This is a genomic window from Pseudomonas sp. NPDC007930, from assembly GCF_042958985.1.
Lineage (GTDB): Bacteria > Pseudomonadota > Gammaproteobacteria > Pseudomonadales > Pseudomonadaceae > Aquipseudomonas.
In genome coordinates, this window is record NZ_JBIBKC010000014.1 from 89,788 (window position 1) to 103,246 (window position 13,459).

The following is a 13,459-nucleotide window of genomic DNA, read 5'->3' on the forward strand; positions in this document are numbered from 1 at the left end:
GCTTAGGCCGGGCGTTTTTATTGCATAAACAAAAACTTATTTTTCAATGGCTTGCATATGAATCATGACACTCCTCTCGAACTGCTCGGCGGCCTGACCACTCGGCAATTCCTGCGTGACTACTGGCAGAAGAAGCCCCTGTTGATCCGCCAGGCCTTCGCCGACTTCCAGAACCCGCTGGAGCCCGATGAGCTCGCGGGCCTGGCCCTGGAAGACGAAGTGGAGTCGCGCATCGTCCTTGAGCACGGCGCCCACCCCTGGGAATTGCGCCGTGGCCCGTTCGCCGAAGACGCCTTCAGCAACCTGCCTGAGCGTGACTGGACGCTGCTGGTGCAAGCGGTGGACCAGTTCGTGCCAGAGGTGAACACCCTGCTGGAGCACTTTCGCTTCCTGCCGACCTGGCGCATCGACGATGTGATGGTCAGCTATGCCGCGCCGGGCGGTGGCGTTGGCCCGCACTTCGACAACTACGACGTGTTCCTGCTGCAAGGCCATGGCCGGCGCACCTGGAAGCTCGGCCAGATGTGCGACAGCGACAGCCCGCTGCTGGCCCATGCCGACCTGCGCATCCTGGCCGGCTTCGAAGAGAGCGACAGCTTCACCCTGGAGCCGGGCGACATGCTCTACCTGCCGCCGCGCCTGGCCCACTACGGCATCGCCGAAGACGAGTGCATGACCTACAGCGTGGGCTTCCGCGCCCCGAGCGCCAGTGAGGTACTGACCCACTTCACCGATTTTCTCGGCCAGTTCATCCCCGACGAAGAGCGCTACACCGACGCCGACCTGAGCCCCGCCGAAGACCCGAACCAACTGCAGCACGACGCCCTGGCGCGGCTGAAGGCGCTGATCGGCAAGCACATGAACGACGACCACCTGCTACTCACCTGGTTCGGCCAGTTCATGACCGAGCCGCGCTACCCCGAGCAAGTGGCCGGTGAAGCCCTGAGCGCCGACGAGCTGCTGCACGCCGTGGAAGACGGCGCCCTGCTGGTGCGCAACCCCAGCGCGCGGCTGGCCTGGGCCGAAATGGACGGCTATGTGACGCTGTTCGCCAGCGGCCAGAGCCGCCTGCTCGACCCAGCCCTGCGCGAGCTGCTCAAGCTGATTTGCGGCGCCGACGCGCTGCACAGCGAAAACCTCGGCCCGTGGATGGGCCAGGAAGAAGCAATGGTGTTATTGTGCCAGCTCATTGAACAAGGCAGCCTGGGGTTCGCCGACGATGAATGAGATCAGCGTGCGCGTGGCCGACTGGCACCGTGACTACCCTGACCTGCGCCGCATCCGCGAGGCAGTGTTCGTGGTCGAGCAAGCGGTGCCACCGGAACAGGAATGGGACGGCGACGACGAGCACGCGGTGCACTTTCTCGCTTGCGAAGGCGAGTTCGCCGTGGGCACAGCCCGCCTCACCCCCGACGGCCACATCGGCCGGGTGGCGGTGCTCAAAGACTGGCGCGGGCTGAGCATCGGCGAGGCGCTGCTGCAGGCGGCCATCGCCCAGGCCGCGCGCCAGGGCCTCGGCGAACTGAAGCTCACCGCCCAGGTGCAGGCCCGGGCGTTCTACGAGCGCCAGGGCTTCGAGGTGGTCAGCGACGAGTTCGTCGAGGCTGGCATTGCCCATGTCGACATGCTGCGGCGGGCGCGCCTGGCAGTGTAAAGGTTCAGCGGCCCATCGCCCGGCACAGCCGGAGTGCCGGACCACGGCCTCCCACCAGTTCTGTGTTGCCCCGTAAATCAAGTAGTTACACAAATCTGGTGGGAGGCCGGCTGTGCCGGGCGATGGGCCCTGAAGCTCATGCACAAAATTAGCAGAGCTCACAGATTGATCTCTTCCGTAAAGCCGTAAAATGGCTAAGTGAACAGCAGTACGGCACAGCCGGGCGAAGGGCCCTCGCGCCAGCCTTTGTACTTCAGTGCAGCGCATCCCATACTAAGGGGACCCCTACGCGGAGTTCCCAGCCATGCCGCTACGCCCCCTGCTCGCCGCCCTGGCCCTATGCCTTTGCACCCAGGCACAGGCCGCTACTCAGGTCCTCGACCTGCACTATCGCACCAGCGCCGACGTGCTACCGGTCGCCCAGCAAATGCTGGGGCGCGACGGTACGGTGCAGGCCTATGGCAACCAGTTGATCGTCAACGCCGACCCCAGCAAGATCGACGAACTCAGCGCCCTGCTCGAACGCATCGACCGCCCGGCGCGGCGGCTGTTGATCAGCGTCGACACCGCCGACAGCAACCACCAGGACGCCAGCGGCTACACCCTGAACAACGGCAACCAGGGCCGGGTGATCCGCTACGGCACCGCCAACCGCAGCGGCGGCGTGCAGCAGGTGCAGGCCACCGAAGGCACCCCGGCGTTGATTCAGGTCGGCCAGAGCGTGCCGATCACCAGCACCAGCAGCGACGGCTATGGCCGCTACCAGAGTGACACTCAGTACCGCAATGTCACCCGGGGCTACTACGTCACCGCCAGCGTGACCGGCGAGCAGGTGCACCTGGTGATCAACACCAACAACGACCGCGTCAGCCAGGAGCGCCCTGACGTGATCGACGTGCAGAGCACGGCCAACCAGGTGACCGGGCGCTTGGGCGAGTGGATCATCCTGGCCGGCAGCAACGCCAACAGCCAGGCCGAGCAGAACACGTGGGCCAAGCGTTATTCCACCGCCGGGCGGGACGACATAACACTGCGTGTCAAGGTTGACGCACTGGACTGAAAGCCCCGACCCACGGGCCTTTCAGTGACCCGCCAGTCATATTCGACGTTAGTTGTAGTGGCTGCATTTTCTCACTACAAAACGTTTGACGAGGCACCCTCCTCTAGGCATGATGGGCCCGTTCCCGCAGCCAACAGGCTGTAATGCGCCTGAAAAGCCACCTCAAACATCCCTCCGGGTGGCGCTTCACGGTTTTTATGTAGTTCCACACAAACGGACTACACAGCCGAGCCCACACCCGCCTCGGGCGCAACGAACACCCGGCACCCCATCCGTCCCTGGCTACGAGGTTTATCCAATGGCACACACTCGCGAACAACAAATAGCGGCCCTGGAGCAAGACTGGGCGAACAACCCACGGTGGAAAGGCATCTCCCGTACCTATAGCGCCGCCGATGTCGTCCGCCTGCGCGGTTCCGTACAACCTGAGCACACCCTGGCCCGGCTGGGCGCGGAGAAGCTCTGGAAGCTGGTCACCCAGGGCGCCAAGCCGTCGTTCCGCCCCGACAAAGACTTCGTCAACTGCATGGGCGCGCTCACTGGCGGCCAGGCGGTTCAGCAGGTCAAGGCCGGCATCCAGGCCATCTACCTGTCCGGCTGGCAGGTGGCGGCCGACAACAACTCGGCCGAGGCCATGTACCCCGACCAGTCGTTGTACCCGGTCGACTCGGTGCCCACGGTGGTCAAGCGGATCAACAACGCCTTTCGCCGCGCCGATCAGATCCAGTGGAAAGCCGGCAAAAACCCCGGTGATGCTGGCTATGTAGACTACTTCGCGCCGATCGTCGCCGACGCCGAGGCCGGTTTCGGTGGCGTGCTCAATGCCTACGAACTGATGCGCGCGATGATCGAAGCCGGCGCCGCCGGCGTGCACTTCGAAGACCAACTGGCCTCGGTGAAAAAATGCGGCCACATGGGCGGCAAGGTGCTGGTGCCCACACAAGAGGCGGTGCAAAAGCTGGTGGCCGCGCGCCTGGCGGCGGATGTCGCCGGCGTGCCGACGATCATCCTGGCGCGCACCGACGCCAACGCCGCCGACCTGATCACCTCGGACTGCGACCCGTACGACCAGCCGTTCGTCACCGGTGAGCGCACCCCGGAGGGCTTCTACCGGGTACGCGCCGGGCTCGACCAGGCCATCGCCCGCGGCCTGGCCTACGCGCCGTATGCCGACATGGTCTGGTGCGAAACCGCCAAGCCAGACCTCGCCGAAGCGCGGCGCTTTGCCGAGGCGATCAAAAAGGAGTACCCGGACCAGATCCTCTCCTACAACTGCTCGCCGTCGTTCAACTGGAAGAAAAACCTCGACGACGCCACCATCGCCAAATTCCAGCGCGAGCTGTCGGCGATGGGCTACAAGCACCAGTTCATCACCCTGGCGGGCATCCACAACATGTGGCACGGCATGTTCAACCTGGCGTATGACTACGCGCGCAACGACATGACCGCCTACGTCAAGCTGCAGGAGCAGGAGTTCGCCGACGCCCAGCGCGGCTACACCTTCGTCGCCCACCAGCAGGAAGTGGGCACGGGTTACTTCGATGACATGACCACGGTGATTCAGGGTGGGGCGTCGTCGGTGACCGCGCTGAAAGGCTCGACCGAAGAAGAGCAATTCCACTGAGCACCGCCCCGGCCCGGCGCAGCCCCCTGCGCCGGGCCGGGTTTTGTTGATCCAGGTCCATACCCACCCGCCCGGCCTCGGGTAAAAAGCCGCTCGAATGGCAGACTTAGCAACCCTCTCCTATAGTTTGATCAAGCCGCTGCCATTCAAACAACAATGATCCGCAGATGCTATTCATTATCATTTGAAGTTAGCGATTTTTGTCGTTACTTCTTCTGCGAAACATAGTTGAACGAAACAGCGGTAATCCCCGCAGCGCACGGCCTGCGGGGGTTATAGGCGTGCACTATGTGAGCGATGCGGGAAATTAATTTGAAGGTGCAAATTTACTTAGCGCCGCTTTGCCCATAAAATCGCGCCGAGCCTTGGCTGCGGCATACTGTCGCTGCGGCAACTTTACACAATCACAGAGTTCTACAGCTTGCACTGCCCGCTCTGTTAAGGATTACAGCATGACCCATTCAGCAGGATTCCTGGCCCACAACTGGGGCTTTGCCATCTTCCTCCTGGGGGTCGCAGGCCTCTGCGCCTTCATGCTCGGCCTCTCCAGCCTGCTCGGCAGCAAGGCCTGGGGCCGCGCCAAGAACGATCCGTTCGAGTCCGGCATGCTGCCGGTGGGCAGTGCCCGCCTGCGTTTGTCCGCCAAATTTTATCTGGTCGCGATGCTTTTCGTGATTTTCGATATCGAAGCCCTGTTCCTCTTCGCCTGGTCCGTCTCGGTCCGTGAGAGCGGGTGGGCCGGCTTCGCCGAAGCTTTCATATTCATAGCAATTCTGTTGGCGGGTCTTGTCTACCTGTGGCGAGTGGGGGCTCTCGATTGGGCGCCCGAAGGTCGCCGTAAGCGGCAGGCGAAGCTGAAACAATGAGGCTTTGGCAATGCAATACAACCTTACGCGTATCGATCCGGATGCTCCGAACGAGCAATATCCCATCGGTCAACGGGAGACCGTTACCGACCCGCTAGAAGACCAGGTCCACAAAAACGTCTTCATGGGCAAGCTCTCAGACGTGCTCAGTGGCGCGGTCAACTGGGGGCGTAAAAACTCCCTGTGGCCGTACAACTTCGGCCTTTCGTGCTGCTACGTCGAAATGACCACGGCCTTCACGGCGCCCCACGACATCGCCCGCTTCGGCGCGGAAGTGATCCGGGCCTCGCCGCGCCAGGCCGACTTCATGGTCGTGGCGGGTACCTGCTTCATCAAGATGGCGCCGATCATCCAGCGCCTGTATGAGCAGATGCTCGAACCGAAGTGGGTCATCTCCATGGGCTCGTGCGCCAACTCCGGTGGCATGTACGACATCTACTCGGTCGTGCAGGGCGTGGATAAATTCCTCCCTGTCGACGTGTACGTGCCCGGCTGCCCTCCTCGCCCCGAGGCATTCCTGCAAGGCTTGATGCTGCTGCAGGAATCCATCGGCCAGGAGCGCCGCCCGCTGTCCTGGGTGGTGGGGGATCAAGGCATCTACCGTGCCGACATGCCCTCGCAACGGGAACAACGCCGCGACCAACGTATCGCGGTCACCCACCTGCGCAGCCCCGACGAAGTCTGAGCCACCGCCAGACGGCGCGCCTGACCGTGCGCGCCCGGCAAACGGGTTTCATTCTTTGACGTTGACCGAAAGCGACCGAGACCATGACAACAGCGGACACCGCTCTGTACATCCCGCCCTACAAGGCTGACGACCAGGATGTGGTCGTCGAATTGAACAACCGTTTTGGCCCTGATGCCTTTACCGCCCAGCCGACCCGCACCGGCATGCCGGTGCTGTGGGTGGCCCGCGCCAAGCTCAAGGAAGTCCTGGGCTTCTTGCGCAACGTGGCCAAGCCCTACTCGATGCTGTACGACCTGCACGGCGTCGACGAGCGCCTGCGCACCCAGCGCCGCGGCCTGCCAAGCGCTGACTTCACCGTGTTCTATCACCTGCTCTCGGTGGAGCGTAACAGCGACGTGATGATCAAGGTGGCCTTGAACGAAGGCGACCTCAACGTGCCCAGCGTCACCTCCATCTGGCCGAACGCCTCGTGGTACGAGCGTGAAGTCTGGGACATGTTCGGCATTCACTTCGAAGGCCACCCGCACCTCACCCGCATCCTCATGCCGCCGACCTGGGAAGGCCACCCGCTGCGCAAGGACTACCCTGCCCGCGCCACCGAGTTCGACCCGTACAGCCTGACCCTGGCCAAGCAGGAGCTCGAGGAAGAAGCCGCGCGCTTCAACCCCGAAGCCTGGGGCATGAAGCGCCACGGCGCCAACGAGGACTACATGTTCCTCAACCTGGGCCCAAACCACCCGTCGGCCCACGGCGCGTTCCGCATCATCCTGCAGCTCGACGGCGAAGAGATCATCGACTGCGTACCCGACATCGGCTACCACCACCGTGGCGCCGAGAAAATGGCCGAGCGCCAGTCGTGGCACAGCTTCATCCCCTACACCGACCGCATCGACTACCTCGGCGGGGTGATGAACAACCTGCCGTACGTACTGGCAGTGGAAAAGCTGGCCGGCATCAAGGTGCCGCAGAAGGTCGACACCATCCGCGTGATGCTCGCCGAATTCTTCCGCATCACCAGCCACCTGCTGTTCCTCGGTACCTACATCCAGGACGTCGGCGCCATGACCCCGGTGTTCTTCACTTTCACCGACCGGCAAAAAGCCTACACGGTGATCGAGGCGATCACCGGCTTCCGCCTGCACCCGGCCTGGTACCGCATTGGCGGCGTTGCCCACGACCTGCCGCGCGGCTGGGACAAACTGGTGAAGGACTTCGTCGAATGGCTGCCCAAGCGCCTCGACGAGTACGAAAAAGCCGCCCTGCAGAACAGCATCCTCAAGGGCCGCACCATTGGCGTGGCCCAGTACAACACCAAGGAAGCCCTGGAGTGGGGCGTGACCGGCGCCGGCCTGCGTTCCACCGGCTGCGACTTCGACCTGCGCAAGGCGCGGCCTTATTCCGGCTACGAGAACTTCGAGTTCGAAGTGCCGCTGGCGCACAACGGCGATGCCTATGACCGCTGCATCGTGCGCGTCGAAGAAATGCGCCAGAGCATCCGCATCATCGACCAGTGCCTGCGCAATATGCCCGACGGCCCGTACAAAGCGGACCACCCGCTGACCACGCCGCCGCCGAAAGAGCGCACCCTGCAGCACATCGAAACCCTGATCACCCACTTCCTGCAGGTTTCGTGGGGCCCGGTAATGCCGGCCAACGAAAGCTTCCAGATGATCGAGGCGACCAAGGGCATCAACAGTTATTACCTGACGAGCGACGGCGGCACGATGAGCTACCGTACCCGTATCCGTACCCCCAGCTACCCGCACCTGCAGCAGATCCCTTCGGTGATCCGCGGCAGCATGGTCGCCGACCTGATTGCGTACCTGGGCAGTATCGACTTCGTCATGGCCGATGTGGACCGCTGAGCATGAACAACACGCTGATCCAAACTGACCGTTTCGCCCTGAGCGAAACCGAGCGCTCGGCCATCGAGCACGAAATGCACCACTACGAAGACCCGCGCGCGGCGTCGATCGAAGCCTTGAAAATCGTCCAGAAGGAACGCGGCTGGGTGCCCGACGGTGCCGTCTACGCCATTGGCGAGGTGCTCGGCATCCCGGCCAGCGATGTCGAGGGCGTGGCCACCTTCTACAGCCAGATCTTCCGCCAGCCGGTGGGCCGCCACATCATCCGGGTGTGCGACAGCATGGTCTGCTACATCGGCGGCCATGAGTCGGTGGTCGGCAAGCTGCAAAGCGAGCTGGGCATTGGCCTGGGCCAGACCACCGAAGACGGCCGTTTCACCCTGCTGCCGGTGTGCTGCCTGGGCAACTGCGACAAGGCCCCGGCGCTGATGATCGACGACGATACCTTCGGTGACGTGCAGCCAGACGGCGTCGCCAAACTGCTGGAGGGCTACGTATGACGCTCACCTCTTTCGGGCCGGCCAACCGCATCGCCCGCGCGCCGGAAACCCACCCGCTGACCTGGCGCCTGCGCGATGACGCAGAGCCGGTGTGGCTCGCCGAATACGAAAGCAAGAACGGCTATGCCGCCGCGCGCAAGGCCTTTGCCGACCTCGCCCCCGACGACATCGTGCAAGCGGTGAAAGACTCCGGCCTCAAGGGCCGCGGCGGCGCGGGCTTCCCCACCGGGGTGAAGTGGGGCCTGATGCCCAAGGACGAATCGCTGAACATTCGTTACCTGCTGTGCAACGCCGACGAAATGGAGCCCAACACCTGGAAAGACCGCATGCTGATGGAGCAGCAGCCGCACCTGCTGATCGAAGGCATGCTGATCAGCGCCCGGGCGCTGAAGGCCTACCGGGGTTATATCTTCCTGCGTGGCGAGTACACCACCGCCGCGATCAACCTGCGCCGCGCGGTCGACGAGGCGAAAGCCGCCGGCCTGCTGGGCAAGAACATCCTCGGCAGCGGCTTCGACTTCGAACTGTTCGTGCACACCGGCGCCGGGCGTTACATCTGCGGTGAAGAAACCGCGCTGATCAACTCCCTCGAAGGCCGCCGCGCCAACCCGCGCTCCAAGCCGCCCTTCCCCGCCGCCGTGGGCGTGTGGGGCAAGCCCACCTGCGTGAACAACGTCGAAACCCTGTGCAACGTGCCGGCGATCGTGCTCAACGGCAACGATTGGTACAAGGGCCTGGCCCGCGAGGGCAGCGAAGACATGGGCACCAAGCTGATGGGCTTCTCCGGCAAGGTGAAGAACCCCGGCCTGTGGGAACTGCCGTTCGGCATCACCGCCCAGGAACTGTTCGAGGACTACGCCGGCGGCATGCGCGACGGCTACACCCTCAAATGCTGGCAGCCCGGCGGTGCCGGCACCGGCTTCTTGCTGCCCGAGCACCTGAGCGCGCAAATGTACGCCGGTGGCATCGGCAAGGTCGGCACGCGGATGGGCACGGGCCTGGCCATGGCGGTGGATAACACCGTCAGCATGGTCTCGCTGCTGCGCAACATGGAAGAGTTCTTCGCCCGCGAATCCTGCGGCTGGTGCACCCCTTGCCGCGACGGCCTGCCGTGGAGCGTGAAGCTGCTGCGCGCGCTGGAAAAACGCCAAGGCACCCAGGAAGACATCGCCACCCTGCTGGGCCTGGTCAACTTCCTTGGCCCCGGCAAAACCTTCTGCGCCCACGCCCCCGGTGCCGTGGAGCCACTGGGCAGCGCGATCAAGTACTTCCGTGAAGAATTCGAAGCTGGCGTTGCGCCGGCGGCGCCGCAGGTGGCCGGTTTTGGCCAACCCCGGCCCGTGCCGGCCGGTGCCTGATACACCGCTTTTTGGCGCGGGCCTGGCCCGCGTCCACGCCTGATGACGCCGTTCGCGCCAGGCGGATAACAAGATTTCCATTAGCCTCGCCCGCTCACGCGGGCCAACGAAGACCTTTGAACCATGGCCACTATCCACGTAGACGGCAAAGCGCTCGAAGTCGATGGAGCCGACAACCTGCTACAGGCATGTCTGTCCCTCGGCCTCGACATCCCCTACTTCTGCTGGCACCCCGCGCTCGGTAGCGTGGGGGCCTGCCGCCAGTGCGCGGTAAAGCAGTACAACGATGAAAACGACACCCGCGGGCGGATCGTCATGAGCTGCATGACCCCGGCCGCCGACAACACCTGGATCAGCATCGACGACGACGAATCGAAGGCATTCCGCGCCAGCGTCGTCGAATGGCTGATGACCAACCACCCCCACGACTGCCCGGTCTGCGAAGAAGGCGGCCACTGCCACCTGCAAGACATGACCGTGATGGTTGGCCACAACGAGCGGCGTTACCGCTTCACCAAGCGCACCCACCAGAACCAGGAGCTCGGCCCGTTCATCGCCCATGAGATGAACCGCTGCATCGCCTGCTACCGCTGCGTGCGCTTCTATAAAGACTACGCCGGCGGCACCGACCTGGGCGTTTACGGCGCCCACGACAACGTGTACTTCGGCCGCGTCGAAGACGGCGCGCTGGAAAGCGAGTTTTCCGGCAACCTCACCGAGGTGTGCCCGACCGGTGTGTTCACCGACAAAACCCACTCCGAGCGCTACAACCGCAAGTGGGACATGCAGTTCGCCCCGAGCATCTGCCACGGCTGCTCCAGCGGTTGCAACATCAGCCCCGGCGAGCGCTACGGCGAATTGCGGCGCATCGAAAACCGCTACAACGGCGCGGTGAACCAGTACTTCCTGTGCGACCGCGGGCGCTTTGGCTACGGCTACGTAAACAGCAAGACCCGCCCGCGCCAACCGCTGCTGGGCAGCGAAAAACTCAGCCTCGACGGCGGCCTCGACAAAGCCGCCGAACTGCTGCGCGGGCGCACCGTGATCGGCATCGGCTCGCCGCGCGCCAGCCTCGAGAGCAACTTCGCCCTGCGCGAACTGGTCGGCACCGCGGACTTCTACACCGGCATCGAGGCCGCTGAGCTGGAACGTATCCAACTGGTGCGCCAGGTGCTGCAACGCAGCCCGCTGCCGGTCCCGACCCTGCGCGACGTGGAAGACCACGACGCGGTGTTCGTGCTCGGTGAAGACCTCACCCAGACCGCCGCGCGCCTGGCCCTGGCCCTGCGCCAGTCGGTCAAGGGCAAGGCCGAGGCCATGGCCGGCGCGATGCGCGTGCAGCCCTGGCTCGACGCTGCGGTGAAGAACATCGGCCAGCACGAGATGAACCCGCTGTTCATCGCCAGCCTCAGCGCCACCCGCCTCGACGACATCGCCGAGCAATGCGTGCACGCCGCCCCGGCCGACCTCGCCCGCATCGGCTTCGCCGTGGCCCACGCCATCGACGCCAGCGCCCCGGCCGTGAACGGCCTCGACGCTGAAGCCCTGGGCTTTGCCGAGGCGATCGCCGAGGCCCTGCTGGCGGCCAAGCGCCCGCTGGTGGTAGCCGGCACCTCGCTGGGCTCCAACGCGCTGATCGAAGCCGCGGCGAACATCGCCAAGGCCTTGGCCGCCCGCGAAAAAGCCGGCTCGCTGAGCCTGGTGGTACCCGAAGCCAACAGCCTGGGCCTGGCCCTGCTTGGCGGCGGTTCGCTGGATGCCGCCCTGCAGCAACTGGCAGAGGGTAAAGCCGACGCCGTGGTGGTGCTGGAAAACGACCTGTACACCCGCGTCGATGCCGCCAAGGTCGACGCCGCCCTGGCCGCGGCCAAGGTGGTGATCGTCGCCGACCACCAAATGACCGCCACCGCCGAACGCGCCCACCTGGTGCTGCCGGCGGCCAGCTTCGCCGAAGGCGACGGCACCCTGGTCAGCCTCGAAGGCCGCGCCCAGCGCTTCTTCCAGGTGTACGACCCGGCCTACCTGGACAGCAGCAACCTGATCCACGAAGGCTGGCGCTGGCTGCACGCCCTGCGCGCCACGCTGCTCGGCAAGCCGGTCGACTGGACCCAACTCGACCACGTCACCCAGGCCTGCGCCGAGGCGGCCAAGCCGCTGGCGCGGATCGTCGAGGCGGCGCCGTCGGCGAGCTTCCGCATCAAGGGCCTGAAGCTGGCCCGCGAGCCGCTGCGCTACTCCGGCCGTACCGCCATGCGCGCCAACATCAGCGTGCACGAGCCGCGCACCTCGCAGGATGCCGACTCGGCGTTCTCGTTCTCGATGGAAGGCTATTCGGGTTCGGCCGAACCGCGCCAGCAGGTGCCGTTCGCCTGGTCCCCGGGCTGGAACTCGCCACAGGCCTGGAACAAGTTTCAGGACGAAGTCGGCGGCAGCCTGCGCGCCGGCGACCCGGGCGTGCGCCTGATCGAGCCGGCCGGTGACCAACTGGCCTGGTACACCGCCCCGGCGGCGTTCGCACCGGCCCAGGGCACCTGGCAAGCGGTGCCGTTCTACCACCTATTCGGCAGCGAGGAAAACTCCTCCAAAGCCGCCCCGGTGCAGGAACGCATCCCGGCGCCGTACGTGGCCCTGGCCAAATCCGAAGCCGACCGCCTCGGGGTTAATGAAGGCGCGCTGCTGAGCCTGGAAGTGGGCGGCCAACGCCTGCGCCTGGCACTGAAGATCGACGAAGAACTGGGCGCGGGCCTGGTCGGCCTGCCCAAGGGCCTGGCCGGCATCCCCGCCGCATTCAGTGGCCTGCCGGTGAGCGGCCTGCAGGAGGCTGCACAATGAGCTGGCTCACCCCTGAAGTGCTCGACATCATCATCCAGGTGATCAAATGCATCGTCACCCTGCTGGCGGTGGTGGTCTGTGGCGCGCTGCTGTCGTTCGTCGAGCGCCGTTTGCTCGGCTGGTGGCAAGACCGCTACGGCCCCAACCGGGTAGGCCCGTTCGGCATGTTCCAGATCGCCGCCGACATGCTGAAGATGTTCTTCAAGGAAGACTGGAACCCACCGTTCGTCGACCGGGTGATCTTCACCCTGGCGCCGGTGGTGGCCATGAGCGCCTTGCTGATCGCCTTCTCGATCATCCCGATCACCGCCACCTGGGGCGTGGCCGACCTGAACATCGGCTTGCTGTTCTTCTTCGCCATGGCGGGGCTGTCGGTGTACGCGGTGCTGTTCGCCGGCTGGTCGAGCAACAACAAGTACGCCCTGCTCGGCAGCCTGCGCGCCTCGGCGCAAACGGTCAGCTACGAGGTGTTCATGGGCTTGGCGCTGATGGGCGTGGTGGTTCAGGCCGGCTCGTTCAACATGCGCGACATTGTTGAATACCAGGCCCAGCACCTGTGGTTCATCATTCCGCAGTTCCTCGGCTTCTGCACCTTCTTCATCGCTGGCGTTGCGGTGACCCACCGCCACCCGTTCGACCAGCCCGAGGCCGAGCAAGAGCTCGCCGACGGCTACCACATCGAATACGCCGGGATGAAATGGGGCATGTTCTTCGTGGGCGAGTACATCGGCATCGTGCTGGTGTCGGCGCTGCTGGTCACGCTGTTCTTCGGCGGCTGGCACGGCCCGTTCAACATTCTGCCGCAGCTGTCGTTCCTGTGGTTCGCCCTGAAAACCGCGTTCTTCATCATGCTGTTCATCCTGCTGCGTGCCGCCATCCCGCGCCCACGCTATGACCAGGTGATGGAATTCAGCTGGAAGTTCTGCCTGCCACTGACCCTGTTAAACCTGCTGGTGACCGCCGCGATCGTTCTGCTGAACGCCCCGGCCGGCGCGGTTCAGTGAGGAGCTAA

At 64.5% G+C, this 13,459-nt stretch carries 11 protein-coding genes; all 11 read left to right on the forward strand.

Features of this window, described 5'->3' with window-relative positions:
• The first annotated feature begins 57 nt into the window (after window positions 1-57).
• Entirely contained in the window at window positions 58-1,227 is a 1,170-nt protein-coding gene (locus ACFZCE_RS22340) for a JmjC domain-containing protein (protein ID WP_390942710.1), read from the forward strand.
• Window positions 1,220-1,654 (forward strand): GNAT family N-acetyltransferase, encoded by a 435-nt coding sequence (locus ACFZCE_RS22345; RefSeq protein WP_390942711.1) that lies wholly within the window; start codon window positions 1,220-1,222, stop codon window positions 1,652-1,654. Before ACFZCE_RS22340 ends, ACFZCE_RS22345 begins: the two co-directional genes overlap by 8 nt.
• A 304-nt stretch (window positions 1,655-1,958) precedes the next feature.
• Window positions 1,959-2,714 carry a secretin N-terminal domain-containing protein gene (locus ACFZCE_RS22350; protein ID WP_390942712.1) on the forward strand — a complete coding sequence of 252 codons (756 nt, stop codon included), beginning with the start codon at window positions 1,959-1,961 and terminating at the stop codon, window positions 2,712-2,714.
• 298 nt (window positions 2,715-3,012) lie between these two features.
• Window positions 3,013-4,338 (forward strand): isocitrate lyase, encoded by a 1,326-nt coding sequence (aceA, locus tag ACFZCE_RS22355; RefSeq protein WP_390942713.1) that lies wholly within the window; start codon window positions 3,013-3,015, stop codon window positions 4,336-4,338.
• 452 nt (window positions 4,339-4,790) lie between these two features.
• Window positions 4,791-5,204, forward strand: a complete 414-nt coding sequence (locus tag ACFZCE_RS22360; RefSeq protein ID WP_390942714.1) for an NADH-quinone oxidoreductase subunit A — start codon at window positions 4,791-4,793, stop codon at window positions 5,202-5,204.
• A 10-nt stretch (window positions 5,205-5,214) separates the two neighbouring features.
• Window positions 5,215-5,889 (forward strand): NADH-quinone oxidoreductase subunit NuoB, encoded by a 675-nt coding sequence (locus ACFZCE_RS22365; RefSeq protein WP_390942715.1) that lies wholly within the window; start codon window positions 5,215-5,217, stop codon window positions 5,887-5,889.
• An 83-nt stretch (window positions 5,890-5,972) separates the two neighbouring features.
• Window positions 5,973-7,757, forward strand: coding sequence for an NADH-quinone oxidoreductase subunit C/D (gene nuoC / locus ACFZCE_RS22370; RefSeq protein ID WP_390942716.1), 1,785 nt, complete (start codon window positions 5,973-5,975; stop codon window positions 7,755-7,757).
• The gene (gene nuoE, locus ACFZCE_RS22375) at window positions 7,754-8,257 is read left to right on the forward strand and encodes an NADH-quinone oxidoreductase subunit NuoE (protein WP_390942733.1); all 504 of its coding nucleotides are present in this window, start codon (window positions 7,754-7,756) and stop codon (window positions 8,255-8,257) included. The genes nuoC and nuoE overlap by 4 nt, the downstream gene beginning before the upstream one ends.
• Entirely contained in the window at window positions 8,254-9,615 is a 1,362-nt protein-coding gene (nuoF, locus tag ACFZCE_RS22380) for an NADH-quinone oxidoreductase subunit NuoF (RefSeq protein WP_390942717.1), read from the forward strand. The genes nuoE and nuoF overlap by 4 nt, the downstream gene beginning before the upstream one ends.
• Before the next feature lie 123 nt (window positions 9,616-9,738).
• Window positions 9,739-12,447: an NADH-quinone oxidoreductase subunit NuoG gene (gene nuoG, locus ACFZCE_RS22385; RefSeq protein ID WP_390942718.1), complete on the forward strand. Its 2,709-nt coding sequence runs from the start codon at window positions 9,739-9,741 to the stop codon at window positions 12,445-12,447.
• Window positions 12,444-13,451, forward strand: coding sequence for an NADH-quinone oxidoreductase subunit NuoH (nuoH, locus tag ACFZCE_RS22390; RefSeq protein ID WP_390942719.1), 1,008 nt, complete (start codon window positions 12,444-12,446; stop codon window positions 13,449-13,451). The genes nuoG and nuoH overlap by 4 nt, the downstream gene beginning before the upstream one ends.
• The last annotated feature ends 8 nt before the right edge of the window (window positions 13,452-13,459 follow it).

Excerpts from the sequence above, each read along its gene's own strand:
- nuoG (WP_390942718.1), top strand. The coding sequence starts at position 9,739 with ATGGCCACTATCCACGTAGACGGCAAAGCGCTCGAAGTCGATGGAGCC.
- ACFZCE_RS22340 (WP_390942710.1), top strand. The coding sequence starts at position 58 with ATGAATCATGACACTCCTCTCGAACTGCTCGGCGGCCTGACCACTCGG.
- ACFZCE_RS22365 (WP_390942715.1), top strand. The coding sequence starts at position 5,215 with ATGCAATACAACCTTACGCGTATCGATCCGGATGCTCCGAACGAGCAA.
- ACFZCE_RS22345 (WP_390942711.1), top strand. The coding sequence starts at position 1,220 with ATGAATGAGATCAGCGTGCGCGTGGCCGACTGGCACCGTGACTACCCT.
- nuoH (WP_390942719.1), top strand. The coding sequence starts at position 12,444 with ATGAGCTGGCTCACCCCTGAAGTGCTCGACATCATCATCCAGGTGATC.
- aceA (WP_390942713.1), top strand. The coding sequence starts at position 3,013 with ATGGCACACACTCGCGAACAACAAATAGCGGCCCTGGAGCAAGACTGG.
- nuoF (WP_390942717.1), top strand. The coding sequence starts at position 8,254 with ATGACGCTCACCTCTTTCGGGCCGGCCAACCGCATCGCCCGCGCGCCG.
- nuoC (WP_390942716.1), top strand. The coding sequence starts at position 5,973 with ATGACAACAGCGGACACCGCTCTGTACATCCCGCCCTACAAGGCTGAC.
- ACFZCE_RS22350 (WP_390942712.1), top strand. The coding sequence starts at position 1,959 with ATGCCGCTACGCCCCCTGCTCGCCGCCCTGGCCCTATGCCTTTGCACC.
- ACFZCE_RS22360 (WP_390942714.1), top strand. The coding sequence starts at position 4,791 with ATGACCCATTCAGCAGGATTCCTGGCCCACAACTGGGGCTTTGCCATC.